Source organism: Aurantiacibacter spongiae, assembly GCF_003815535.1.
GTDB lineage: Bacteria > Pseudomonadota > Alphaproteobacteria > Sphingomonadales > Sphingomonadaceae > Alteraurantiacibacter > Alteraurantiacibacter spongiae.
This window is the reverse complement of the sequence record NZ_RPFZ01000001.1, coordinates 1,111,027-1,135,233: the sequence shown is the minus strand read 5'-3', so window position 1 is coordinate 1,135,233 and position 24,207 is coordinate 1,111,027. Positions and strand designations below refer to the sequence as shown.

Sequence of the window (24,207 nt, the reverse complement as noted above, 5' to 3'; positions counted from 1 at the left end):
AAGAAGCTTCCCTGCATGATCAAGATACCAGCCGGCGCAGGCGTGATATCGACCCACACCGCTAGAACGGGATCGGCCGCGCATCCTCCAGCGCCTTCCACGCTCTGAACGCGGCGAAGAGGTCTCTCGCCTCCCTCTTCCCCGCCCTGCTCGCCACGTAAGCCAACCACACCAGTTGCGCGCGTACTTCCGCGCATCGCGCTTGGCGCAGGATGTCGCTCCCGCGACATTCACGCAGGCCGAAGACCGAGGCGAGCTCGATCATCGCTTCCTCCGGCGTCCCGACGAGAACCAGGTCCGATGGCCGGGCGTCCCCGAACCCGACCATCGCATCAAAGAATCCGACACCGGCGCGGAACAGGTGACGACGGTCCCAGAACGTCTCGTACGCGTCCGGGGAACCCAGCACCACGATCCGCCGGTCACAGAGCCCGGCGAGTCCGCGCAGGAGGCCCAGCCGGTCGGCGGGCCGCCCGCACGAGACATGGTGGCTGGAGAACACGGGGTCGCCATCCACGATCCGGACATCGAGCGCACCGTAGCAGGTGATGGGCCGGTCGCTTCCGTCGACGGAGCAGATCGCGTCGACCAGAACGACCGCGATCAGATCGCCCAGGGGACGCGATCGGCGACCTCTCGCTTTGGCGAGGAACAGATGCCGGAGGGTCCTGCCAGAGCGGGATGGGCGATCGTCATCCCGCATCGTCGGACCCCAGTCCCGGTTGGAGCAAGCGATCGCAGAAGGCCAGGCGCATCAGGTGTTCGGTCAGGGCGCGTGCCCCGTCCCGCGTCACCATGGCGCTCCAGTCGTCCCAGCGGTCGATCCGCTCGAGCAGCCAGAGGTAGAAACGATCGCGGGCGAAGCGATCGCCGTCGGACCAAGACATCGACCACAGCGTGGACCGTACCGGTATCTCCGTCGTGATCCTGAGGCCGATCAGCTTCACCACCGGTCGGCCGCCGATCGTATCGGCGGCAAAGCGATGGGCCATGCGGGAAGCGACGTGCTCGGCCCGCTGAACCCGTTCCGCAGCCGCGGCGCGCTCCGACGGGCGGGCCGCGGTCCTGTTGGCCACGATCCAGTCGAGACCGACATCGCTATCCGCATCCTCGCGCGTCCGCGTCGCGATGAGCATCTTGAGCACCGCCCACCCTTCAGCGGTGGGCCTGCTGTCGTACTCGTGCACCAGACCGGCCGCCAGCATATACGTGTGGAAGAACCGGTCGAGGTGACGATCTCCAGCGAAGACGTCCCTCACCCGTTCCTCGGGGGCCACGAAGCGCCCGTCGAGGATGGCGAGGTAGCTCGCCATGAACTCCATGATCTCGTTCGCCCAGTGGTCGCGGACCGAAGGGAGGCCGAGGCGCCCGGTCCAGAACGCTTCGCGGACCGATTCCCACCGCCGGCCCTCGTCGTCGAGGAGCGGAGGGCGACCGGGCACGTCGCCGATGGAGGTCAGCCAGTATCCCCAGGGCAGGTCCGGATGCCGGCCGTCCCCGTAACGTTCGTCCGCATGGTCGAAGCGGTGGAAAGGACCCGCCATCAGGACCCACCGTCGGGGGAACCGGGCATCGGCAGACGCAAGGGATCGGTCCCATGGCGATCGCCGGACGCCCGGTTCCCGCTCAGGCGCTTCAACCCCCGGGCGAGTTCCACGCAATGTCCGTAGACGAACGACTGGTCGCGGTAGACATCGCCCTTGCGGTTCCGTCCCTGACGGGCGTTGGGTACCAGATCGCCGGGATGATCCGTGTCGAACCCGATCCACCAGAGATCCTCGTGGAACTCGTCCTGCGTGGTCTGCACCATGCGGTAGTCCTGCACCGTCCTGACCCCTGTCGTATGGCAGACGGTGTAGCGTTCCTGACGCGGCTTGCCGTGAGCCCGTCTCTCGAAGCGATTGACCTCGCACGGCTTCGCGTAGGTGATGCCACCATGGACGCTCCGGGACACGTCGTTCGGAACGGCGTCCGGTTCGAAGCCGTACAACGGGTGATCGGTCCCCACGCTCACGTAGCCGCTCATCGTCCCGTTCCGCTGGCGCAGCATGATGCAGCCCAGACCGGTCTCGGCATCGACCCAGGCGACCTTGTCGGCCTCGTCGTTCCAAGGACCGTCACCGTCGGGTCGCCGTTCCGGATTGTGGTACATCTGCAGCGCGGTGATGCTCGTGCCGGCGACCGGATAGACCACGGGTGCCGCGTTCATCAGACCGTCGGGCAATTTCGGCTCCACGATCCGCTTGCCAGTCGAACCGCGCTTCGATCTACCTGCCATGATCACATTCCTCGGGAGTGTCGGGGGGGTGATGCCTTGCGGCATCATGCGGCTCGCGATCGCCGATACCGGCTGTAGGCATCGCGCCTCGTCATCCGGGGGCCGAGGCCCCGCGCGCCCTTGTCGGGGGCATAGACCTCGCGGGCGAGCCACGACTGCTCGGACACCAGTTCGCGGTCGGAGACCTCGCGCCACCAGACCCTTCCCTCCGGATTCCAGCGGTAGCCGCGCAGACGCAGATCGTCCTTCACCGCGAAGGGCGCACCCACGGTCTCGATCAGATGGCTGTCGGAGTGGGCGTTGTCGTCCAGTTCGTAGAGGAGCGGCAATCCGTGCGTGCCCTCGTGACGCAGCAGCTGGACGACCGCGTCGACATCGTGCTGCGCCCGATGCCCGTCGAAGTACCAGCCGGCCTGCATGGCGAGATAGCCCAGCGCCCGACCCTCGAATCCGGCGCTTCGCCAGTCGATCTGTTCGCAGGAGCAGGCCCAGCGCCGGCTCGGAAGCTGCGGAAGCCGCATCTCCATCATGGGTCTGTCGAAGGCGCAATTGTGTGCGATGACGAGATCCGCCGTTGCGATGACCCTCGCCACGACGTCGTCATCGATCCGCTGGTCCTTCAGGTCACGATCGGTGAGACCGGTCAACCCGATGATCTCGGCAGGGAGCGGGAATCCCGGGTCCTCCCGCCACGTCCGGCATCGCCCGATCTCGACGATCACCCCGTCCCCGTCATACCGGATGCGTCGCATGGCGAGTTCGATGACGACGTCCCTGTCGGGATCGAGTCCGGTCGTCTCGACATCCAGGACTACGGCGGTGGTCGTAGGGCCGTCGGTGTTCCCGCGACCGGTGCGGCCGGACCGCAGGTCGATCCGTTCCAGGATCCGGACCTCCGGCGAACCGGAGACGCAGTCGCGATCGTCCTGGATCATGAAAGCCTACCCCCGGCGCGGTCGCAGACAGTCGCCGGTCGGCGGCCTGTAGCTCCTGTCGATCTCCCGATCGGCAAGTGCCGCTGGAACCGCGGGGCGACACCGACCGTCGTGATCTTGCAGGATCGCCGGGCGGTCCCGAGCGAAATCCGGCGACATGGCGGAAGGGTCGTAGGGGCCGGGTCCACCGACCGGACGGCTCGTGGCGGTTCACCGACCATCGTCATCGTCCGACAGCAGGCGATCAAGCACCGAGGGATCTGCGTCCAGACCAAGTCCGAGACCGTGGAGCAGGATGGCCTTCGAGCATTCGTCGCGCTCCATGCAGGCCTCGATCGGCGCACGCCCGTCGAACAGCCCGAGAGGCGTGACCATCCATCCGACGGGGTCGACCGCGAGGCCGTCCCTCTGCATCCGGGCTCCGGTCTCGGCCGCCACGCAGGCGATCCGAACGAGCGAGACGCGGCGCACGGCCATCATCCCCCCACCCGTCTCCTCGAGAGGATCGAGGTTCCAGTCGGACCCGTGCCCTTCAAACCAGGGGTCGAACATGTACTGCGCGGCATCGCCCATGGCACCGCTCCCCACACTCCGCACCGGACAGCCCGATGCCTGGAGAGGCGGAGATAGAAACAGAATACTAACATGTCAATACGCGTTGACAGATTGACGCATCTTGCGCCTGGGGGTATGGCTTGCTATCTGTGGGAGAATGAAAAAGATGGACGTGACCTCCCGGCTATCGGCGCTGGCGCAACCCGTACGCCTGGAGATCCTGACGGCGTTGGCCCGGCAAGGAGAAGGGCTTTCCGCGGCCCAGCTCGCCGAGATGACCGGGGCGTTGCGGACGAACACCTCGGTCCACCTCACGGTCCTGCGGAACGCCGGCCTCGTGTCCTCGAAGCGGGAAGGCCGGGGCATAACCTATCGCGTCGAGCGTGACGCCCTCCGGTCACTCTCTATGTTCATATCCCGGCTGGCCGACTAACGATGCCGCGACCTCCGGGCCAGGATCCGTCGGGTCCGGCGCCAGGATCTCTTGGGCGACGAGGTTGGCACGGCGGATCGAAGACTCCGCATCTCTCCGAAGAAGTATCGAACGGCCAATGAGCGCGGGAACGCTCGCAGCGCTCGGTTGCTTCAACTTCAGCGGGCGAACGCCGGCAACGGGAGAGCGCTGAGAGGAGAACGACGATGGCGAAAGGCGACAAATCGAGCTACACCGACAAGCAGAAGCGCAAGGCCGCCCATATCGAGGAAGGATACGAAGAGCGGGGCGTGTCCAAGAAGGAAGCGGAAAAGCGCGCCTGGGCCACTGTCAACAAGGAGTCGGGCGGAGGCAACAAGTCCGGTTCCGGCCGCGGAAAGAAGGTCACGCACGAGAGTTCGCGCAAGGGCGGCCGGAAGAGCGGCTCCGGCCAGGGTTCGGAAACGCGTTCCGAAGCGGCCAGGAAGGGCTGGGAGACGCGCCGGAAGAACGGGAATGCCTAGGTCGCTCACGTGAAGGCTACCGGATGGAAGCTCGACAGATTCCTACGCGTCCGGCTCCTCGAGCGGTTCCCGCCCGCATGGCCCGACGTGATCGCCGACCACGTGACCCTGACGCCCCCGAAGGCTCGACAGGAAGCGCCTGCGACGGCGGAGGAGGGAAGTATCGTCGGGCATGTGAACGATGGCGAGGGCCTGCAGGCCCTGGTCGTCGAGATCCGCGGCACGACCGCGAGACCGGACGGCGGCACGTATCACATCACATGGTCGATCGACCGTGCACGTGGCCGCGAGCCAAAGGACAGCAACGACGTGCTCGCGCGGCTAGGTTGGAATCCCGTAGACGCGCCAATCACGATCCCGCTCGTTCCGGCCAGCTGGCCATGACGCAGCTGTTCCTCGATTGCGATGGCGTCCTGGCCGATTTCGATCGGGGAGCGGAAGCGGTGCTGGGGATGCACCCGCGACGCTTCGAGCGCCGGTTCGGCCTCCAGGCGTTCTGGTCGCGACTTGCCGGACAACCGGATTTCTACGCCGAGCTTCCTCTCCTGCCTGACGCCCGGTGCCTCTTCGATGCCGTCCGGCATCTCGACCCGATCATCCTGACCGGCTGCCCCCGGGGCCGATGGGCGGAGGCCCAGAAGATCCGTTGGGCGGCCCGTCACTTCCCCGGAACGCAGATCATCACCTGCATGGCGCGCGACAAGCGCGACCACGCCGCGCCCGGCGATGTACTGGTGGACGACACGCTGCGTCATCGGCATCTGTGGGAGGAGATGGGCGGCATCTTCGTCCATCACACCAGCGCCGAAGAATCCCTCGATGAACTGCGCGCATCGGACGTGCTCGAAGGACAGCCCTCCGGACCGATGGACACGGAAGGGCAGGGTCGTGATGGGTGAATCCCGAAAAGATGATCGGCGCCGGATGGTGGAACGGCAGATCGCCGCGCGCGGAATAGACGACGAGGCGATCCTGCGCGCATTCGGCGAGGTCCCGCGCGAGATGTTCGTCGACGAAGGGATGGAGGAGTTCGCCTACGAGGATTCCGCGCTGCCGATCCAGTCCGGACAGACCATAAGCCAGCCCTTCATCGTCGCCTGCATGATCAATGCGGCCGACATCTCGGACGGGGACCGCGTCCTCGAGATCGGAGCGGGCTCCGGTTACGCCGCCGCTGTACTGTCCCGGATCGCACGCGAGGTGTTCGCGGTCGAGCGTCACGAGGCACTGGCCACCCGTGCGGTGCAGAGGATCGACCGCCTCGGCTACGATAACTGCGAGGTCATCCTCGGGGATGGCCTGGCAGGACTGCCCGAACAGGCGCCGTTCGACGCGATCCTGGTCGCCGCCCGGTTCGCCGAGATACCCGACGCGCTCATGAACCAGCTCCGCATCGGCGGGCGCATCGTCATGCCCGTCGGTGGCGAAGAGATCCAACAGCTGACCGTCATGGTCCGCACCGGGAGCGACGCGTGGGCGCGACGCGAGATCGCACCGGTCCGCTTCGTTCCCCTGCTGAAGATTACGGTCCCTGAAGACGGTTCGCGGGCGGCGAGCGACCACCGGGCGCTGCGCGACGCGCCGCTGCCGCAAGTCATCGCCGACGCGTGCCATCCGCTACCGCCGATTGATGACCCCGCATTCGCCCGCGCGTTCGATGGGTTCGCGGAGAAGCGCATCGTGATGCTCGGCGAATGCAGCCACGGCACGCACGAGTTCTACGCCGCGCGCGCCGCCATAACCCGGCACCTGGCGGAACGACATGGGTTCACGATCGTCGCGGTCGAAGGCGACTGGCCGGACGCAGCCGTGTATGATCGCCATATCCGGGGAGTGGAGGAGCGGTCCGGTACTTCGCCCCCCTTCCGGCGCTTCCCGACCTGGATGTGGCGAAACACGGTCATGCCGCCCTTCCTGGAGCGATTGCGATTCATCAACTCGGAACGGGCAGAGGATGCCAAGGTCGGCTTTTATGGGCTCGACATCTACAACATGTCCGGCTCCGTCCAGGCGGTGCTCGCCTATCTCGACGATGCCGATCCCGAGGCGGCCCGGGTCGCACGTGAGCGGTACGGCTGCCTGACCCCCTGGCAGTCGGAACCAGCCGCGTACGGCCGGGCCGCAATGCGCAATGGGTTCGCCGAATGCGAAGAAGCCGTCGTGGAGCAGTGCTGCGAACTCCTGAACCGTTCGCTGGAGGGCGACGGCGGCAGCTTCTCCGCGGCCATGAACGCGCGGCTCGTGGCTTCGGCCGAACGCTACTACCGCGTCATGTACCATGGCGGCGCCGAGAGCTGGAACCTGCGCGACAGCCACATGACCGAGACGCTCGCGCATCTGCTGGAGGAGCGCGGACCGGATAGCAAGGCCATCGTATGGGCGCACAACAGCCACATCGGCGATGCCCGCGCGACCGACATGGGTGCGGTCCGAGGCGAACACAATCTGGGGCAGCTCGCCCGCGAGAGATGGGGCGACGAGGTCGCGCTCATAGGTTTCGGAACGCATGCCGGGACGGTCAGTGCGGCGACGGACTGGGACGGGGAGCGGGAGACGAAGGACGTGGTACCGTCGCGGCGCGACAGCTACGAGCGACTGTGCCACGATAGCGGGGTCGAGCGGTTCCTGCTGGATCTGCGAGGCGACCACGCGGTCGTGAGACGTCTGGAGGAGCCGCGTCTCGAACGGTTCATCGGGGTGATCTACAGACCGGAGACCGAACGCTGGAGCCATTACAGTGAGGCGGTCCTGCCGAGACAGTTCGATGCCTATTGCTGGTTCGACCGGACCCGTGCGCTCGAACCGCTGACCGAGCACGAACCACATGACCGAGGCGCGGACACCTTTCCATTCGGTGTTTGAGAAGCAAATGCCCCAGCGAAGCCGGAAGGATGACGGCACAGCCGCTTTCGCGCCTCGCCATCACGACGGTCGCGATCACTGACCCCTTAACGTATCAGTTGCCCGTATGGAAGCCGAACCCGAAGACACCCGGCCGTTGCCATGGCCACTACACACGATAGATTTCGAGGCCTCGTCCCTGGACGACGGAACCTATCCCATCGAGGTCGGAGTCGCGCGGTGGGTTTCGCCCGACCGGGCCATCGAAAGCTGGTCGAGCCTGATCTCGCCGCCGTCGGCTTGGACAAGACACGGTTCGTGGTCGACCCGGTCCGCCGGAATCCATGGCATCTCCCGCGAGGAGCTGGCCCAGGGTCTCTCGCCGCAGGAGGCAATGAGACAACTCAACGAGATCCTCGGCACGAGCGTGGCTTATTGCGATGGCGGCGGCCTCGATCGCCACTGGCTGGCGATGCTGCAGCACGCGGCAGGAAGGAACGCGACGTTCGATCTCGGCGACTTCGCGATGCTGGCCTTTAGACTTCCCCATGCAGGCCACCAACGCCTCTCGTCCTGGCTGCAGGCCAGTCCGGCACCCCACCGCGGCCGACAGGACGCGGAAAGGTTGATGAAGGCGTTGGCCCGTGGACTGGGCGTCACCTACGGACAAGTCATCGATCTCGCTTGAGCGGTCCGGTCAAGTCGAACCCGGCCGCATCGGCGCGCGGTCGGCAAGGCGCCCTCCAAGGTCCGATCGGACATGGAGAAGACCTCGGAAGGGTCAGCCTAGGGTCGAACGAAGCAACCAACCGGCAATGAGCGATCGCACGTCGCGCCCGGCGCGGGCGCGCACGGACCCGGCCCATCCCGCAGGCCACCGCAGTTTCACCGGGTAAGGGAAATTAGGAGATCAGCGCGCCATCTACCCGGCTTCCACACACGGAAGCCGTGCGACCGCCGACAAGGTCCGTCCAGAAGCTGATGCTCGCCAGCAGGCCCAGGATGGTGAGGGACAGGCCCGCGAACGTCAGCACGATCCTCCACACGAGACCGCCGACCTTCGCCGCGTGGACCGGATAGTATTTCTCGGCGATGCTCGATGCCAGATCGCCCTCTGCCGGATCGGTGCTGGCGACGACGACGGCATCGGCCGGATCGACGAAGACGTAGCTCCGCCCGTTCGGCGTCCACTCGAACTCCTGCCGGTACCTGATCGCGATGGGTTCTCCCGGTGCGGTCGGCATCATCAGCCGACGGGGCTCGGCACCAGGGAAGACCTGCCCGGCGGATACCATGACCTTCAGCCAGTCGGTGCCATCGTCGACGGATCCTGATGCGCGCGGCTGCGAGTCCTCCGGACTTGCCTCGGCGAGTGGAGAAAGCAGGAGGGTCGAAAGCGCGGGAAACACCATCAGGGTCCCGGTCACCGCGACGAGCAGCAGCAGGGGGGAAGCCACCGCACCCAGATCGCGATGCTGCCGCACGATCGCGCTCCTGGTGTAGCGGGCCGGCCAGATGCGGAAGCGGAAGGTCCGCCGGACGCGCCACCACAGGATCAGGCCGCTGACGGTGAACGCCAGCAGGACCAGACCGAGCACGCCCGTCAGCGTCTTTCCCGTCTCTCCCATCAGGAGATAGTGATGAAGGTCGAAGAGCCACAGCTCGGGGCGTTCCCACATTCCGGCCCACCGTTCGACGATCGACCCGCCTTGAGTGATGTAGGCCCCGCTGCCATCGGCGTACATCGCCTGGTTCAGGCCGATCTCGTCCCCGGCGAAAGTGATGCGCGAGAGGGCTGGATCGACCTCCAGCGCTCGCTCCACGACCCGGCCGAGCGTGATCGCATCGGTGACCGGACCGTCACCGGCACCGTCGAGCAGGATCCAACTGTCCTCCCACAGCAGCACCGTTCCGGAAAGGCCGATCACCGCGAGCAACAGGCCGATCAGCCCGCCGGTCCAGCGATGGAGGAGGGCCAGCACCTTCATCAGAACGCGCCGCGCCAGCTCAGCGTGAAGGTCCGACCGCGCCCCGCGAAGAAGCGACTGTCGTCCGTCACCCGGACGGTATCGCTGTCGTAAGTGACGTAGAACTCGTCGGTCAGGTTCTGGACCGCCAGCGCTATCTCGCCGAAGTCCGTGCGATAGGCGACGAACATGTCAAGCAGCGTGTAGCCCTCGAAGTCGGTGGCGGTGGCAACATCGTTGAATTCGCGGGGAAGGTAGAAGCGCGCCTGTGCGCGTGCGGAGAGGCGTCCCTCCTCGTAGTCAGCCGCGAGATTGAGCCGATCGGGCGAGATGTTCGCACCGTCCAGGTCCTCGTCCACCAGTCCGTCGGCGTCACCATCCGTTCGACCGGAGAGAGCGGCGTACCCGCCGCTCAGCGACAGACCGGGCAAGGGCGTCTGCCAATCGACGCTCGCTTCGAAACCCTCGATCTCGATCGGCTGGCGCTCGACCTCGAATACGTCGTTGCGGAGCACGAGGAGCGAGCCGAAGTCGCTCGAGGACCAGAAATAGCTCGCGGAAGCCGACAGCGGTCCCCGGTCCCATTCGAGCCCGATCTCCCGGTTGTTCGAGATCACCGGTTCCAGCGAGAGGAAATCGTCGACGTCGACCCCCGCCCGGCTGATGCCCCGCAGGATCCGGCCGACGTCGGCGATGGTGAAGCCCTCCGCGTAGCTGCCATACGCGCGCAGGCCGTCGATCGGTTCGAGGATGACGCCGCCGTTCCACAGGACGTCCTGGAACGACGGCGATCCCCCCTCCACATCAACCGCTCCGTAACTCGCCAGCGTGGTGAAGTCACCGACCTCCAGCTCGACGTTCTCGTAGCGGAGGCCCCCGGCCAGGCGGACGAGACCATCGGCCAGAGCCAGGTTGCCCTGCAGGAAGGGAGCAAGGCTGCGGAAATCGCTGCGCGGAACCCAGACGCGATCGGTCTGGACCAGCGACTGCTCGGTCCGATCGAAGAGCGCATCGAACCCGGCAGTCAGCACGAGGTCCTCGAGACCCGGCATCGCCCGTTCGTAGCTGATCTTGCCTCCCAGCTTGCGCGAGCGGTTGGCGGACTGGTCGAAGAGCGTGCCGGTGGGATCGATGGTCGGATCCTGGAACGTGCCGAACACACCGCCGCCGAAGACGTCATCGGTCCGGCTGTAGAAACCCTGCAGGACGAACGTCCCCCCGCCGAGGTCGGGATCGGTCAGCGACGCGGAAACGAGCTCGGCGGTGTTTGATGGCGGATCCCCAAGGGTCATCCCGCGTTCGCTCGTCGCCGGGGTCCCAGTCGCCCGGCTACCCGGAACCAGGACGTAGTTGGCATTGCCTTCCAGTTCGAAGCGATTGGCTACCAGTTCGATCCGCGCGCCGCTCGCCAGTTCATAGCCGAGCCGACCGAAGACCGACCAGCTGTCGCTGTCCTGCACCTCTCCCTGGGTGCCGTCCACACCGATGCGATTGCCCCGCCCGTCGAAAAAGGCACCGCGACGTTCCAGCGTGGCTCCGAAGCTCGCGTCGATAGGACCGTCACGATAGCCGAGCAGCGCTCCCGCCTTCGCGCCGATCCCTTCGCCGTCGAATCCATCGGGAAGGGTGATCTGTGCCAGCGAACGAACGGCGATGCCGTCCGCCCTTGGCGCGCCGACGGTCACCTGGTTGACGACTCCGCCAGTGGCACCGATGCCCTGGAGAGCGTTGGACCCGTAGATGACCTCGACCCGATCGATGAAGAACGGATCGATCGTGTAGCCCTCGCGGGAGCCGTCGCGGACGGGCGTCGACTGGGGTATGCCATTGATCGCGTAGAGTGGAGACCGTCCGCGGAGGCTCTCACCGGCACCGGACAGCTTCTCGCGCGTGGGCGAGAACGAGGGAAGCAGGGCGGAGACCGCATCGACCGTCGAACCGGAGACCTGCACCTGTCGCTCCAGCGCTTCGGTGTCGATGACGTCGACAGTCAGAGGCAACGCGCTGGCGGGAAGACGCGTACGGGCCGCCGTGACGACGATTGCGTCATCAAGCATCCTGCCCTCGACCCCCTCATCCGCCGGCGGATCGGCCTCCTGCGCGAGAACGGGCGAAACGGGAACGAGCGCGAGAGCGCCCACGAGACAGCGATACATCATTGACTCCTCGAAAAGGGATGCGTCGCCTATCCCGCTTGCGAATGGTTCGCAATAGCATTTGTCCGAATGCGCTGTGAATTGGTGGAGGGGTAACGATCGCCATAAGGACGATCGCGTGTTTCTCGCATACTGTTCAAACGTGGGGCAAGGTTCATGACGCACACATCCGTAACCTCTTGACTGACTTTCCAAAAACGAAGGATTAGGTCATGGAGGCAGAACAGGGGAGGTCGGTGTGTCGAAAAAGATAATGATCGTCGAAGACGACGGGATGATCGCAATGTTGCTCGAAGACATACTCGACGCTCTCGGTTATGAGATCGTTGGACCGGCGGGATCGATCCCTTCGGCGCTCGAAATCCTCGATGACTGTCAACCCGACGCGGCCATCGTCGACCTGCGCCTGGGGGAGCATGACAGCTATCCCGTGATGGATCGCCTGCGGGAGCTGGACATCCCCTTCGCGGTGGCCAGCGGCTATGGAGCCGACATCGACAGGTCACGTTCCGGGAGCGAGACGGTCATCATACCCAAGCCCTACGTGCTGGAGGACGTCGAAAGGGCGCTGGGAGAGATGCTGGGTTAGTTCTTCCCGGAACCGGAACCGTCGCACCGCACCTTCAGCCGCCGCAGCAACGTGGTAACCTCGGCGGGACGATCGGGCGTCGGGGCGACCGCGACGCACCGATCCTCCAGGTCCTTCAGCCGTTCCCATCCGTCGGACAGGACTAGAATCGGCAGGTCCTCCGCGAAGGATCGCAGGGACCTGACCGTGCGGCGTACATCGATGCGGTGCGACCGGTCGTCGAGGACGACGCAGTCGAAGCGCCCTTCGCTGAGCCGGACCTTGTCCTCCAGCTCGCGCACGGTATGCACCACGTCCACCTCGTAACCGGACGAGCCCAGCGCCTCGCGGGCCGGACCGTGCGCCCGGCCCTCGTCCACGAGAGTCACCGCCCGGCCGAGATTGCCGAGTTCGAGGACGTCACGGACCTTGCGAGCGAGCTCGGCGAAGTTGAACGGCTTCTGCAGGAGCGCGACCCCGGGCTGCAACCGGCCCGAATGCATGATGGCATCCCTAGTGTATCCCGATGCGTACAGGACCTTGAGGTCGGGCCTGTCCTCGCGCAGGTCCGCTGCCAGTTCCTCCCCGGTCATCCCCGGCATCACCACATCGGTAAAGAGCAGATCGATCCGATCCCTCGTCCGCTCGAGCGTCCGCTTCGCCTCCTCCCCGGAGCCGGCCTCCAGCACCCTGTAGCCGAGTTCGCGAAGACAGTCGGCCGTGTAGGCGCGCACGTCCTCGTCATCCTCGACAAGCAGGACGAGTTCCTCCTGTTCGCTCTCCTCGAGCGCCTCCTCCCCACCCTCGTCCCCGTCCGCCTCCGTCTCGTCGAGCAGTCGCGGCAGGTAGATCTTGACCGTCGTGCCCCGATCCTGCTCGCTATAAATCTTCACGTGCCCGCCGGACTGCTTGACCAGACCGTAAACCATGCTGAGGCCCAGGCCGGTCCCCTTGCCGACCTCCTTGGTCGTGAAGAAGGGTTCGAAGACCTTGTCCAGGAGTTCCGGAGGCATGCCGGTACCGGTGTCGCTGATCGCGAGCATGACGTACTGACCCGGCGCGACCTCCGCATGACGGGCGGCGTAGCCCTCGTCCAGCCGTGCGTTGCTGACCTCGATCGTCAGCTTGCCGCCATCGGGCATAGCGTCGCGGGCGTTCACGGCGAGATTCACGATCACGGATTCGAGTTCGTTGGGATCGACCTCGACCTGCCACAATCCCGGCGCACCCACGAACTCGATCTCGACACGCTCGCCGAGCGAGCGATCGAGCAGGTCGGACATTCCGCGGATGAGCCTGTCCATCCTGATCGGCTTGGGATGCAACGGTTGGCGCCGTGCGAAGGCGAGCAGGCGCTGGGTCAACGACGCGGCACGTTGGGCTCCCTTCTGCGCCCCCTCCAGCGCACGCGTGACGCGCGGATTGCCCTCCCCGGCATCCCCGATGGCGCGGGTGGCCATGTCGATGTTCCCGGCGATCACGGTCAGGAGGTTGTTGAAGTCGTGCGCGATGCCGCCGGTGAGCTGGCCCACTGCCTCCATCTTCTGTGCCTGTCGGAGCGCCTCCTCCGCGTTGGAGCGGCGCTCGACCTCCTCCGCCACCCGCTGCTCGAGGGTCTCGGTCAATTCCCTCAGATCCGCCTCGACGCGTCGCCTCTCGGCGAGCTCGTCCTGCGCGGAGCGGTAGAGGCGTGCGTTGTCGATGGCGATGGCCGCCTGCGCGGCGATGCCGGTGACCAGACGCTCGTGCTGCTCGGTGAAGCGGCCCGGCTCGGGATGCCCGAAGAGCAACGCGCCTATGACTTCGGCCTCGCGGCCCATGACGGGCACTGCCAGATAGCTGCGGACCGGGAGGTGGTCCTTCGGCATCCCATGATGCGGGGCGCTCAGACCGTAGCGCGGGTCCTTCGTGACGTCGTCCGAGCGGATCGTGCCCTCTCCCGAGAAGGTCGGACGGAAGATGTCGGTTATGCGGGGACGCCCCAGCTTCTCGAAATCCGACCTGTCCGCACCCGACAGCGTATAGAGGAGATACTGACCTCCGTTCTCGTCCCTCACATTGTAGAAGAAGGCTCCGAACTGCGCCCCGATGAGTTCGACCCCGGCATCGGTGACCTTCTGGACGAGCGACTCCAGTTCGAGTTCCGCCGCCAGTTCGCTTCCCGTGCGACGCAAGGTCTCGAGCCGCGCCTTTTCCGCTGCAAGGGCCTGCGCCGCTTCCCTTCGATCATGGAGATCGACGGCCACGCCTATCCAAGACTCTACCTGTCCGTCCCCGCCGAGAACGGGGCGGCCCCTGACCAGATGCCAGCGCCACGAGCCATCGTCTCCCCGACGCAGGGGCAGTTCGACGGACCATTCGACCGCTTCGCGGCTTCCCTTCTGCCAGGCGGTCCGCAGAGTGGCTACGTGATCGGGGTGGATCGCCGCCTCCCAGCCATTCTCCGCCGATCCTTCGATCGTCTGCCCGCTGTAATCGAACCATTGCCGGTTGGCGTAGGTCAGGTGGCCGCCGGGGTCGGCCATCCAGACGATCTGGGGCGACACCTCGGTCAGGACGCGATAACGCTGCTCGCTTTCCGCGAGCGTCGTCCTCACCTTCCGCAGATCGCTGAGGTCGAGCATCGCGCCGATCATGCGCACGGCCCGGCCTGAGCTTTCCCGCATCACGCTGCCACGGTCGTAGACGGTCGCGAAGGTCCCGTCCCCCCGGCGGAATCGATACTCCGACTCCCATTCGGTGCCATCGCCATCGATCACGGCATGGATGTCGCGGTCCACACGTTCTCGGTCGTTTGGATGGATCTGTTCCAACCACCAGCCGCCCGTCGGTTCGACCGAGTGCGGCGCGTGCCCGAAGGTCGAATAGAGCGCGTCGCTCCACTCGACCCGGTCGCCCTCAAGATCCCAGTTCCAGATCGCGTCGTTCGTCGCCTCCAGGACGCGGCGATGCTGCATCTCGGTATCGCGCAGTTCGTCCTGCGTCCGGAGGATCGACGATACGTCCACCACCGCTCCGACGAAACGCACGGCCTCGCGCGCCCCGTCGCGTTCCTCGAAATAGGCTCGGCCGGTCGCCGCCACATGTCGCAGACGGCCGTCCTCTATGCCGATGGTCCGGTAGGCTATTTCGTAGCTTCCGGGACCACCGGGATCCAGGGCGCGCTGGACAGCGGCACCGGCCTCGTCCCGATCTTCAGGGTGCAGGCCATCGAGAAACGTCTGGTAGTCGACCTCTCGCGAGGACGAGATCCCGAACAGCTCCCGGCAACGTCGATCCCAGTCCAGTTCACCGGAACGGGGGTCGAATTCCCATATGCCGATGCCCGCGGCGCGAGCCGCGTCCTCCAGCCGATCCACGTTGGGGACATCATTGTCGTCATCTTCCGAAGACATGGAAAAGCGGTTTCGACATCATAGCCTGAATGTCAATTCTCCCGTTGCGTCGGCGATGGCCGTCCTGTTTCCGATCCTCCCCGGTGTCTTGCCGCAGGAAACGCCGCGCGGCGATTGATCCACCTCAATGAAGAGAGCGTCGCCACCTGTAGATCAACCGCATACCGCGGATCGACCGAACATGACGACGAACACAGAACGCCTCGAATTGCGCCGTCGCAGGATGGCGCAGAGTCCACCGATCCTCCGGGGCGGATTTCGCCCGTTCTTCTTGGGAGCAGGCGCGTGGGCGCTCATCGCGCTCACGATCTGGCTGGCGTTCCTGTTCGGGTGGGACTCAGCCCGGCTGATCGACGACCCCGTCGCCTGGCACCGGCACGAGATGCTGTTCGGCTTCGCCGGTGCCGCGATCGCCGGGTTCGCGCTCACGGCGGTGCCGAACTGGACCGGGCGTCTGCCCATAGCAGGCGGCGCGCTGGCAGGTCTGTTCGGCCTCTGGCTCATGGGAAGGATCGTCCCGTTGACCACTGCGGGGCATCCGGTGGCCTCGGCGCTCCTCGATGGTGGCTTCCAAATCCTGCTGGCCTTCCTGCTCGGGCGGGAGATCGTCCGGAGCGGCAACCGGAACGTTCCGGTCGTCGCGATCATCGCCGCCTTCGGCATCGCCAGCACACTGGACCGGCTCGAGATGGGCGGGGTCGTCGACGTCGGTGCGATCGGATGGCGTGGCGGCCTGGCACTTGTCGCGGTGCTGATCGCGCTGATCGGGGGAAGGATCGTTCCCAGCTTCACGCGGAACTGGCTCGCCTCGCAAGGGTGCGAGGGCCGCCTTCCGGCACAGGCGGACCGTTTCGACCTCGCCATCATGGTCCTCGGCGGCATGGCGCTGCTGTCCTGGCTGGCGCTTCCCGGATCCCTCTCATCCGGTTGGCTGCTGCTGGGCGCGGGGATCGGACACGCTTTGCGGCTGGCCCGCTGGCAGGGGTGGCGCTGCGCGTCCAACGCGCTCGTGGCGATCCTCCATATGGGCTATGGCTGGCTATCGGCAGGGCTGATGCTGCTCGGTCTGGCCGCCTTCGACCTCGTGACGGAAACACTGGCCGTGCACGCCCTGACCACCGGAGCGATCGCGACCATGATCCTCGCGGTGATGACCCGAGCGACCCTGGGCCATACGGGCCGACCGCTCATGGCGAGCGGAATCACGAAGCTCTCGTACGTCCTCATCACCGTCGCCGCCGTCGCGCGCGTGCTGGCCGGTCTCGCGATCGCGCCGTCCCACGCGCTGATGGCCGTGGCGGGGGCCGCGTGGTGCGCCGCCTTCACCCTGTTCCTCCTCGAATACGGACCGATGCTGTGGTCGCCACGACTGGACGAGCACAAGGTAGCCAGGACGTGACTGCGTACAGGCGTTCCTCGGCGACCGCGATGGTCGCGGTGGCGGCTTGCACCATTCTCTTCGCGCTGTCCTTCCTCGCGACCCCGGTGAAGTTCCTCGCCGATGGCGTACCGATCGAGCACCTACTGGCCGTCGGAAGGGTCACGTTCCGGGCCTCGGCAGCATCGGAGGCCGTCCTACTCGTCCTCCTCGTCATCCTCGCCCCGGGCAGGTCCCGCATCGTCGCATGTTCGGTCGCCGCCCTGCTGGCGTTCCAGTGGCTCGTCCTCATGCCCGAACTCGACGCGCGTACGCTCGCCCGCATGTCGGGAAGGGTCATGCCGTCCTCCGGACTCCACGGCTGGTGGATCGCACTGGATGTCCTGCGCATCGTCCTGTACGCCGCGATCGCCAGAGCCGCGATCGCCCGGGCCATGATGCGGGTCGGCAAAACGCCGCCCGCGGCGAACGACTTGGAAAGGGGATCGCCGACCGCTATCTGAGACCGATGGACGATACCGGAACTAGCGACGAGCTGAACTTCTGCCAGGCGTGCTCGATCCGCAACCGCGCCATCTGCGCCGACCTCGACGACACGGAGATCGCGCTGCTCAACCGCATCGGACGCAGGAAGAATCTCTCGGCAGGGGAATCTCTGCTGTGGGAAGGCGACCAAGCCGTCTTCGTGGCGAACGTCGTCACCGGCATGCTCAAGCTGTCCACGACGACCGGCGACGGGCGCGAGCAGATCCTCGGCCTCTCCTATCCGTCCGACTTCCTCGGCAGGCCCTATGGCGAAAGGACCCCGTACGATGCGCAGGCCCTGACGGAGACGACGGTATGCGTGTTCCGTCGCGTGGACTTCGAACGCTTCGCGCACGAACATCCCCGGCTCGAACGCAAGCTGCTCGAGCGGACCCTGGGGGAACTGGACAGATCGAGACGCTGGATGCTGCTCCTCGGGCGCATGTCGGCCGAAGAGAGGCTCGCCACCCTCCTGCTGGAGATATCCGAACGACTGGCGGCGAGCACGTGCGGAGGCGACGCATCGCCGCTCGACGTCTTCGAACTCCCCGTGTCGCGCCAGCAGATCGCGGACATCCTGGGATTGACGATCGAAACGGTGAGCCGGCAGTTCACCCGTCTGCGGGAAGAGGAGATCATAGGGATGAATGGAAGAAGGGACGTCGAGGTCCTGCGACGCGATCTTCTCGAAGCCATCGTGGGCTAGAGCACCTGCGAACGCTCGCGGAAATTCCGGCGCGTGCAGGCTTCCGCGTTTGACCTGAATCAAGGACCCGACCGCATCGGCATGCGAACGGCGACCCGAAGGGAAACCGGAGGTCCGCCACCTTGTCGCAAGAAGCTTCCAGCCGGACCCGCAACACCGGTCACTTGAGGATGCACGCCTCGCATCCGTTGTCCGCGTTCCTGCCGACACGGCAGCTCCGCGTTCCGCAGGGAGACTTCGACGACGAGATAGGGACGGACGGAAGGACCATCGTCTACATCGAGGAAGGGGTGGTCAAGCTCGTCGGACACCTCGGAGCGGACCGGGAACAGATCGCCGCGTTCGCGTTCGAGGGGGACGTCCTCGTCGTCCCGGCCCATGTGTCCACTCCGCATACGCTCCACGCCCTGAAGGACAGCGTCGTGTACTTCCTGCGATCGGACGATCTGCTTCTGAAGGGAAGACCGGCCACGGGCGCGGGACAGCTGCTCGACCGCATCCTCGCCGATCTCGGGCGCTCCCGCGAACTGTCCGCCCTCCTCGGCAGGAAATCGGCACGAGAACGAATCTGCGGTTTCCTCGTCGAGATGGAAGAACGCATCGGAAGACGGGAGAACGGAGCCGTCACACTCGATCTGCCGATGTCGCGCAGGGAGATCGGCGACCATCTCGGGCTCACAATCGAGACCGTCAGCCGGCAGCTGACCGATCTCCGGGAACGAAGGGCCATCGCGACGTGCGGAAGGTCACGCATCGACATCCTCGATCCGCAAGGCCTGCGTGCGCTCGCCGGCTCGGTTGATTGAGGCGACCAATCTTTTCCCGAATTTGACCTCGATCAATGCAGTGCGCGCGGTGGCCCCATAGGCATGGATCGAAGCGATCGGAGCGATAGATGCAGGCAGAAGCGGCCCTGGGGCGGGCGGGACTATGGTTCGGTGTCCTCATTCTTTCGATAGTCATGGCCGCCACGGCGCGCGATCCGGGCTTCTCTGCCCACGCGACGATCATCGGCGTCGTGGCCTTCGTGCTCATGTGGATGTCGGCGGCGCGGTTCGACCCCATGGGCCGAGCGCGCGGGTTCTTCCGGATGCCCGAAGGGTTCTCGCGATACGACGACGATCCCGTCCGCTGGGGTGTCCTCGCCACCATGTTCTGGGCGATCGTGGGCATGCTGGCGGGAGTTTTCATCGCCTCGCAACTGGCCTTTCCGCAGCTCAACATCGAGCCATACTTCAACTTCGGACGGGTCCGACCGCTGCACACGTCTGCGGTGATCTTCGCCTTCGGCGGCAACATCCTGATCGCGAGCAGCTTCTACGTGGTCCAGCGGACCTGCCGCGCGCAGCTCGCCTTCCCCGCGCTCGCGCGGTTCGTCTTCTGGGGCTACCAGCTGTTCATCGTCCTCGCCGCCTCGGGCTACCTGTTCGGCGTCACGCAGAGCCGGGAATATGCGGAACCCGAATGGTACGTGGATCTGTGGCTGACCGTCGTATGGGTCGCCTACCTGATCGTCTTCGTCGGCACGCTGGCGCGCCGGACGGAGCCGCACATCTACGTCGCCAACTGGTTCTATCTCTCCTTCATCATCACCATCGCGATGCTGCACATCGTCAACAACCTGGCGGTGCCCGTCTCGCTTAACGGCTCGCTGTCGTTCTCCGCCTTCGCCGGGGTGCAGGACGCGCTGACGCAGTGGTGGTACGGCCACAATGCCGTCGCGTTCTTCCTGACAGTACCGTTCCTCGCCATGATGTACTACTTCGTGCCCAAGCAGGCCGAACGTCCGGTCTACAGCTACCGGCTCTCGATCATACACTTCTGGTCGCTGATCTTCCTCTACATCTGGGCCGGGCCGCACCATCTCCACTACACGGCGCTCCCCGACTGGGCGCAGACGCTCGGAATGGTGTTCTCGGTGATCCTGTGGATGCCCAGCTGGGGCGGGATGATCAACGGGCTCATGACGCTCAACGGGGCATGGGACAAGGTCCGCACCGATCCGATCATCCGCATGATGGTCATGGCAATGGCCTTCTACGGCATGGCCACCTTCGAAGGACCCATGCTCAGCATCAAGGCGGTCAATTCGCTCTCGCATTACACCGACTGGACAGTGGGCCACGTGCATTCGGGCGCGCTCGGGTGGAACGGGCTGATCAGCTTCGCCGCGGTCTACTTCCTCGTCCCGCGCCTGTGGAAGCGCGAGCGGATGTATTCGCTGCGCATGATCAACTGGCACTTCTGGCTCGCGACGCTCGGCATCGTCTTCTACGCGGCGAGCATGTGGGTGGCCGGCATCACCCAGGGCCTGATGTGGCGCGAATACGGGGCGGACGGATACCTGGTGAACAGCTTCGCAGAGACCGTCGCGGCCTTGCACGAACTCTACATCATCCGAGCCGTCGGCGGGGCGATGTACCTCGCCGGTGCCATCATCATGGGGTTCAACGTCTGTATGACGATAGCAGGCCGGCTCCGCGAGGAGGCGCCTATGGGCGCAATGCCGGCCTACGACCCGGACAAGGACCGCCCCCTCGCCGGGTCGGCCCTCCCCGAGCCCGCGGAATAGGACAGAACGTCATGGGTCTCGCATCCCAGCACAAAAAGCTGGAGAAAAACATCAACCTCCTCGCGATCTTCTCCTTCATCGCCGTGGCGATAGGGGGGATCGTCGAGATCGCGCCCCTGTTCTGGATCGACAACACGATCGAGGAAGTCGAGGGCATGCGACCCTACACGCCGCTCGAGCAGGCGGGACGCAACATCTACGTGCGGGAGGGGTGCTACTCCTGCCACAGCCAGATGATCCGGCCCTTCCGGGACGAGGTGGAACGATACGGGCACTACAGTCTCGCTGCCGAGAGCATGTACGACCATCCCTTCCAATGGGGATCGAAGCGCACCGGCCCCGACCTCGCGCGCGTTGGCGGCAGGTATTCGGACGAATGGCACGTGCAGCATCTCGAGGATCCGCAGAGCGTCGTGCCGGAGAGCATCATGCCGCAGTACTCGTTCCTCGGCCGGACCAGGCTAGACACGGACAACGCCGCCGACATGCTGCTGGCGCTGCGGCGGGTGGGTGTCCCCTATTCCGACCGCGACATAGGCCAAGCGATGGCGGACATCATCCTCCAGGCCGACTCGGACGCCGATGGCGACGTCGAGGATTTCCAGCGACGCTATCCCAAGGCGCAGGTCCGCGACTTCGATGGCGATCCCGGCCGCGTGACCGAAATGGACGCGCTCGTCGCCTACCTGCAGATGCTCGGCACCCTGGTCGACGTGGACAGCGCGGCGGCGCAGGAACGGCTGGCAGAGGAGAAGGGGCGATGAGCCTCTACGACCAGCTGCGCCACCTCGCCGACGGCTACGGGCTGATCGGACTCCTCGTCCTGTTCCTCGGGCTGTGCCTTTGGGTGTTCCGGCCGGGCGCGAAGCAGCAGAACCGGGAGGCGGCACACCTGATATTCCGCGACGACGAGATCGAAGGGCGAGACGATGGCCGATAAGCGCATAGACGAGCCGACCGGGACGCCGACCGTCGGGCACGAATGGGACGGCATCGAGGAACTCGACACGCCGATGCCGCGCTGGTGGCTGTGGACACTCTACCTCACCATCGTCTGGGGCGTGGTTTATGTCGTCCTCTACCCGGCATGGCCGCTCGTCGACAGGGCTACGGAAGGCGTACTGGGCTGGTCCAGCCGCGGCGAACTGGCCGAGGAGATGAGCGTCGTCGATCAGGCTCGCACCACGATACGCGAGGAGCTCGCCCGCATACCGGTGGAGCGCCTGCCGGAGAACAGCGAACTGTTCGCACAAGCGGTAGCCGGGGGCCGCTCCGCCTTCCAAGTCCACTGCTCGCAATGCCACGGGTCGGGAGCGGCCGGAAGCCAGACGCTCGGCTACCCCAATCTGAACGACGACGACTGGCTCTGGGGCGGCGATCTCAAGGCGATCGAATACACCCTCGTGAACGGCATCCGAGCTCCAGGCGTGGACGACACCCGAACCAGCATCATGCCACCGTTCGCCGGGGCGTTCGAACGGTCCCAGCTGGACGCGCTCGTGAACCACGTACTCTCGCTCGATGGGCGGGGGACGTCATCAAGCGCGGGTGCGCAGACCTACCGGGACAACTGCAGCGCCTGCCACGGCGTCGCCGGGGAAGGGAACCGCGAACTCGGCGCGCCACGTCTGAACGACGCGATCTGGCTCTACGGCAATTCTCCTGCCGACATACGTGCCCAGATACTGGATCCGAGGATGGGAAGGATGCCCCACTGGAGCGGCCGTCTCGATCCGGTCACGATCAAGATGCTCTCGGCCTACGTCTGGTCCCTGGGCGGAGGCGAGGAGCTCGTCGAGGTCGCCGAGAACCCCACGGTGGAGGTCGATGCGGAACCGTGATCCCGGTCGCGCGTCGAGCGCTCCGCCGCGCCGGGAGGGCGGGGACCGCGACTGGTCGGTCGTCGTCGAGGACGGACGGGCGAAGACGAACGAGCCGGTCTCGAGCGCGGTGGCCGAACCCGAAGCGACGACGCTGCGCCACGAACCGCACGAACCACCGCGCCAACAGCTGCCGACGAAACTGTTCGAAAAGCGCACGAAGGTCCACAACAAGCGGATCGACGGACCCTTCCGCCGCTTCAAGTGGTTCGTCATGGCCGTCACCCTGGCGATCTACTACGGCACGCCCTGGATACGATGGGACCGCGGCCCCTACGCACCCGACCAGGCGGTGCTCGTCGATCTCGCCAACCGCCGTTTCTACATGTTCGGCATCGAGATCTGGCCGCACGAGTTCTACTACGTCGCCGGCCTCCTCATCATGGCGGCGCTCGGCCTCTTCCTCGTCACCAGCGCGGTGGGCCGCGCATGGTGCGGATACGCCTGCCCGCAGACCGTGTGGACCGACCTGTTCCAGCACGTCGACCGTCTCGTCGACGGCGATCGCAACGCCCGGATCAGGCTGGACGCGGCACCCCTAGGTCCCGGAAAGCTCGCCAAGCGGACGTTCAAGTATGCGATCTACCTCGTCATCAGCTTCTGGACCGGTGGCGCATGGATCATGTACTTCGCCGATGCGCCGACACTGGTGCGCGACTTCTGGGCGGGCGAGGCGGCGCCGGCGGCCTACATCACCGTCGCCATCCTGACGCTCACCACCTTCACGCTCGGCGGGTTCATGCGCGAACAGGTGTGCATCTACATGTGCCCCTGGCCCCGCATCCAGACCGCGATGATGGACGAGAAGTCGCTGCTGGTCACCTACAAGGACTGGCGCGGCGAACCGCGCGGCAGCGTCAAGAAGGCCCGGAGGAACCCGGGCGAGTTCGGCGACTGCATCGACTGCCTGCAATGCGTCGCCGTCTGCCCCACAGGGATCGACATCCGCGAAGGTCCTCAGGTCGGCTGCATCACCTGCGCGCTGTGCATCGACGCCTGCGACAGGGTGATGGCGGACATCGGCCGCCCCCGCGGACTGATCGACTACGCCACACTGGAGGACTGCGAGAAGGAGGCGAACGGCGAGCCCACTCCCTCCCCGTACAGGACCCTCCTGCGACCCCGTACGATCGCGTACTTCCTGATCTGGGGAAGCATCGGCCTCGCCATGCTGTTCGCGCTCGGTGTCCGCAACCACGTGGGACTATCGGTCTCCCCGGATCGCAACCCGCCCTACATCCTGATGAGCGACGGATCGGTGCGCAACTCCTACACGCTCAGGTTGCGCAACATGGAGAGCCGTCCACGCGAGATGGAGATCGCGATCGACGGCCTTCCCGGCGCAGTGATGTGGACCGACATGGGCGGGCGCGACGCGGCCGCGCGGACCCAGGTGAAGACCGTTCCCGCCGACGAGGTGCTGACGGTGCGGGCGTATGTCGTCGTACCCGAAGGAGCGTCAACGCAGGACTTCGACTTCACCGTGACGTCGCGCGACGAGTAGCGGGAGACCGC

General features: G+C 65.8%; 24 protein-coding genes. 16 read left to right on the top strand and 8 right to left on the bottom strand.

What is annotated here, in order from left to right; genetic code table 11:
- Nucleotides 1–61: 61 nt before the first annotated feature.
- The 5 genes from EG799_RS05495 to EG799_RS05475 form a co-directional block, all read right to left on the bottom strand.
- Nucleotides 62–703: a hypothetical protein gene (locus tag EG799_RS05495; RefSeq protein WP_123879269.1), complete on the bottom strand. Its 642-nt coding sequence runs from the start codon at nucleotides 701–703 to the stop codon at nucleotides 62–64.
- Nucleotides 693–1,544 (bottom strand): hypothetical protein, encoded by an 852-nt coding sequence (locus tag EG799_RS05490; protein WP_123879267.1) that lies wholly within the window; start codon nucleotides 1,542–1,544, stop codon nucleotides 693–695. The genes EG799_RS05495 and EG799_RS05490 overlap by 11 nt, the downstream gene beginning before the upstream one ends.
- Entirely contained in the window at nucleotides 1,544–2,278 is a 735-nt protein-coding gene (locus EG799_RS05485; protein WP_123879265.1) for a hypothetical protein, read from the bottom strand. Before EG799_RS05485 ends, EG799_RS05490 begins: the two co-directional genes overlap by 1 nt.
- Before the next feature lie 44 nt (nucleotides 2,279–2,322).
- On the bottom strand, nucleotides 2,323–3,213 hold the full coding sequence (locus EG799_RS05480; RefSeq protein ID WP_123879263.1) for a 3'-5' exonuclease: 891 nt from the start codon (nucleotides 3,211–3,213) through the stop codon (nucleotides 2,323–2,325).
- Between the two features lie 210 nt (nucleotides 3,214–3,423).
- Nucleotides 3,424–3,786, bottom strand: coding sequence for a hypothetical protein (locus EG799_RS05475; RefSeq protein WP_234029038.1), 363 nt, complete (start codon nucleotides 3,784–3,786; stop codon nucleotides 3,424–3,426).
- A 139-nt stretch (nucleotides 3,787–3,925) separates the two neighbouring features.
- On the opposite strand from EG799_RS05475, the gene EG799_RS05470 reads away from it, so the two are divergent.
- The 6 genes from EG799_RS05470 to EG799_RS05445 all read left to right on the top strand — a co-directional run bounded on the left by EG799_RS05470 (nucleotide 3,926) and on the right by EG799_RS05445 (nucleotide 8,233).
- Nucleotides 3,926–4,201 carry an ArsR/SmtB family transcription factor gene (locus EG799_RS05470; RefSeq protein WP_123879261.1) on the top strand — a complete coding sequence of 92 codons (276 nt, stop codon included), beginning with the start codon at nucleotides 3,926–3,928 and terminating at the stop codon, nucleotides 4,199–4,201.
- A 206-nt stretch (nucleotides 4,202–4,407) separates the two neighbouring features.
- Nucleotides 4,408–4,704 (top strand): plasmid stabilization protein, encoded by a 297-nt coding sequence (locus EG799_RS05465; RefSeq protein WP_123879259.1) that lies wholly within the window; start codon nucleotides 4,408–4,410, stop codon nucleotides 4,702–4,704.
- Nucleotides 4,705–4,713: 9 nt separating this feature from the next.
- The gene (locus EG799_RS05460) at nucleotides 4,714–5,088 is read left to right on the top strand and encodes a hypothetical protein (RefSeq protein ID WP_123879258.1); all 375 of its coding nucleotides are present in this window, start codon (nucleotides 4,714–4,716) and stop codon (nucleotides 5,086–5,088) included.
- Nucleotides 5,085–5,603, top strand: a complete 519-nt coding sequence (locus tag EG799_RS05455; protein ID WP_123879256.1) for an HAD family hydrolase — start codon at nucleotides 5,085–5,087, stop codon at nucleotides 5,601–5,603. Before EG799_RS05460 ends, EG799_RS05455 begins: the two co-directional genes overlap by 4 nt.
- Nucleotides 5,596–7,566 (top strand): protein-L-isoaspartate(D-aspartate) O-methyltransferase, encoded by a 1,971-nt coding sequence (locus tag EG799_RS05450; RefSeq protein ID WP_123879254.1) that lies wholly within the window; start codon nucleotides 5,596–5,598, stop codon nucleotides 7,564–7,566. Before EG799_RS05455 ends, EG799_RS05450 begins: the two co-directional genes overlap by 8 nt.
- 106 nt (nucleotides 7,567–7,672) lie before the next feature.
- Nucleotides 7,673–8,233: a 3'-5' exonuclease family protein gene (locus EG799_RS05445; protein ID WP_123879251.1), complete on the top strand. Its 561-nt coding sequence runs from the start codon at nucleotides 7,673–7,675 to the stop codon at nucleotides 8,231–8,233.
- 214 nt (nucleotides 8,234–8,447) lie between these two features.
- Here the strand turns inward: EG799_RS05445 and EG799_RS05440 are convergent, their stop codons facing one another.
- Together EG799_RS05440 and EG799_RS05435 are read right to left on the bottom strand one after the other, a co-directional pair.
- The gene (locus EG799_RS05440) at nucleotides 8,448–9,533 is read right to left on the bottom strand and encodes a PepSY-associated TM helix domain-containing protein (protein WP_123879249.1); all 1,086 of its coding nucleotides are present in this window, start codon (nucleotides 9,531–9,533) and stop codon (nucleotides 8,448–8,450) included.
- Complete coding sequence (locus EG799_RS05435; protein WP_123879247.1) at nucleotides 9,533–11,668, bottom strand: TonB-dependent receptor; 2,136 nt, start codon at nucleotides 11,666–11,668, stop codon at nucleotides 9,533–9,535. Before EG799_RS05435 ends, EG799_RS05440 begins: the two co-directional genes overlap by 1 nt.
- Before the next feature lie 238 nt (nucleotides 11,669–11,906).
- Here EG799_RS05435 and EG799_RS05430 point away from each other — a divergent pair, with 238 nt between their 5' ends.
- Nucleotides 11,907–12,257: a response regulator gene (locus EG799_RS05430; RefSeq protein ID WP_123879245.1), complete on the top strand. Its 351-nt coding sequence runs from the start codon at nucleotides 11,907–11,909 to the stop codon at nucleotides 12,255–12,257.
- On the opposite strand, the gene EG799_RS05425 is transcribed toward EG799_RS05430, so the two are convergent.
- Entirely contained in the window at nucleotides 12,254–15,631 is a 3,378-nt protein-coding gene (locus EG799_RS05425) for a PAS domain-containing protein (protein WP_123879243.1), read from the bottom strand. The two genes, EG799_RS05430 and EG799_RS05425, sit on opposite strands and share 4 nt — an antisense overlap.
- A 181-nt stretch (nucleotides 15,632–15,812) precedes the next feature.
- On the opposite strand from EG799_RS05425, the gene EG799_RS05420 reads away from it, so the two are divergent.
- From EG799_RS05420 to ccoG, 9 genes are all read left to right on the top strand, one after another.
- Nucleotides 15,813–17,030 carry an NnrS family protein gene (locus EG799_RS05420; RefSeq protein WP_158611023.1) on the top strand — a complete coding sequence of 406 codons (1,218 nt, stop codon included), beginning with the start codon at nucleotides 15,813–15,815 and terminating at the stop codon, nucleotides 17,028–17,030.
- The gene (locus EG799_RS05415; protein WP_123879239.1) at nucleotides 17,027–17,512 is read left to right on the top strand and encodes a hypothetical protein; all 486 of its coding nucleotides are present in this window, start codon (nucleotides 17,027–17,029) and stop codon (nucleotides 17,510–17,512) included. Before EG799_RS05420 ends, EG799_RS05415 begins: the two co-directional genes overlap by 4 nt.
- 5 nt (nucleotides 17,513–17,517) lie before the next feature.
- Entirely contained in the window at nucleotides 17,518–18,240 is a 723-nt protein-coding gene (locus tag EG799_RS05410; RefSeq protein WP_234029037.1) for a Crp/Fnr family transcriptional regulator, read from the top strand.
- Nucleotides 18,241–18,410: 170 nt separating this feature from the next.
- Nucleotides 18,411–19,046, top strand: a complete 636-nt coding sequence (locus tag EG799_RS05405) for a helix-turn-helix domain-containing protein (RefSeq protein WP_234029181.1) — start codon at nucleotides 18,411–18,413, stop codon at nucleotides 19,044–19,046.
- Between the two features lie 89 nt (nucleotides 19,047–19,135).
- A complete protein-coding gene (gene ccoN, locus EG799_RS05400; protein WP_123879235.1) occupies nucleotides 19,136–20,812 on the top strand; it encodes a cytochrome-c oxidase, cbb3-type subunit I in 1,677 nt (558 codons plus the stop codon).
- An 11-nt stretch (nucleotides 20,813–20,823) separates the two neighbouring features.
- Complete coding sequence (gene ccoO / locus EG799_RS05395) at nucleotides 20,824–21,576, top strand: cytochrome-c oxidase, cbb3-type subunit II (protein WP_123879233.1); 753 nt, start codon at nucleotides 20,824–20,826, stop codon at nucleotides 21,574–21,576.
- Nucleotides 21,573–21,752: a CcoQ/FixQ family Cbb3-type cytochrome c oxidase assembly chaperone gene (locus tag EG799_RS05390; RefSeq protein ID WP_123879231.1), complete on the top strand. Its 180-nt coding sequence runs from the start codon at nucleotides 21,573–21,575 to the stop codon at nucleotides 21,750–21,752. The genes ccoO and EG799_RS05390 overlap by 4 nt, the downstream gene beginning before the upstream one ends.
- Entirely contained in the window at nucleotides 21,742–22,653 is a 912-nt protein-coding gene (ccoP, locus tag EG799_RS05385) for a cytochrome-c oxidase, cbb3-type subunit III (protein WP_123879229.1), read from the top strand. Before EG799_RS05390 ends, ccoP begins: the two co-directional genes overlap by 11 nt.
- A complete protein-coding gene (gene ccoG, locus EG799_RS05380) occupies nucleotides 22,640–24,196 on the top strand; it encodes a cytochrome c oxidase accessory protein CcoG (protein WP_123879227.1) in 1,557 nt (518 codons plus the stop codon). Before ccoP ends, ccoG begins: the two co-directional genes overlap by 14 nt.
- Nucleotides 24,197–24,207 lie beyond the last annotated feature (11 nt).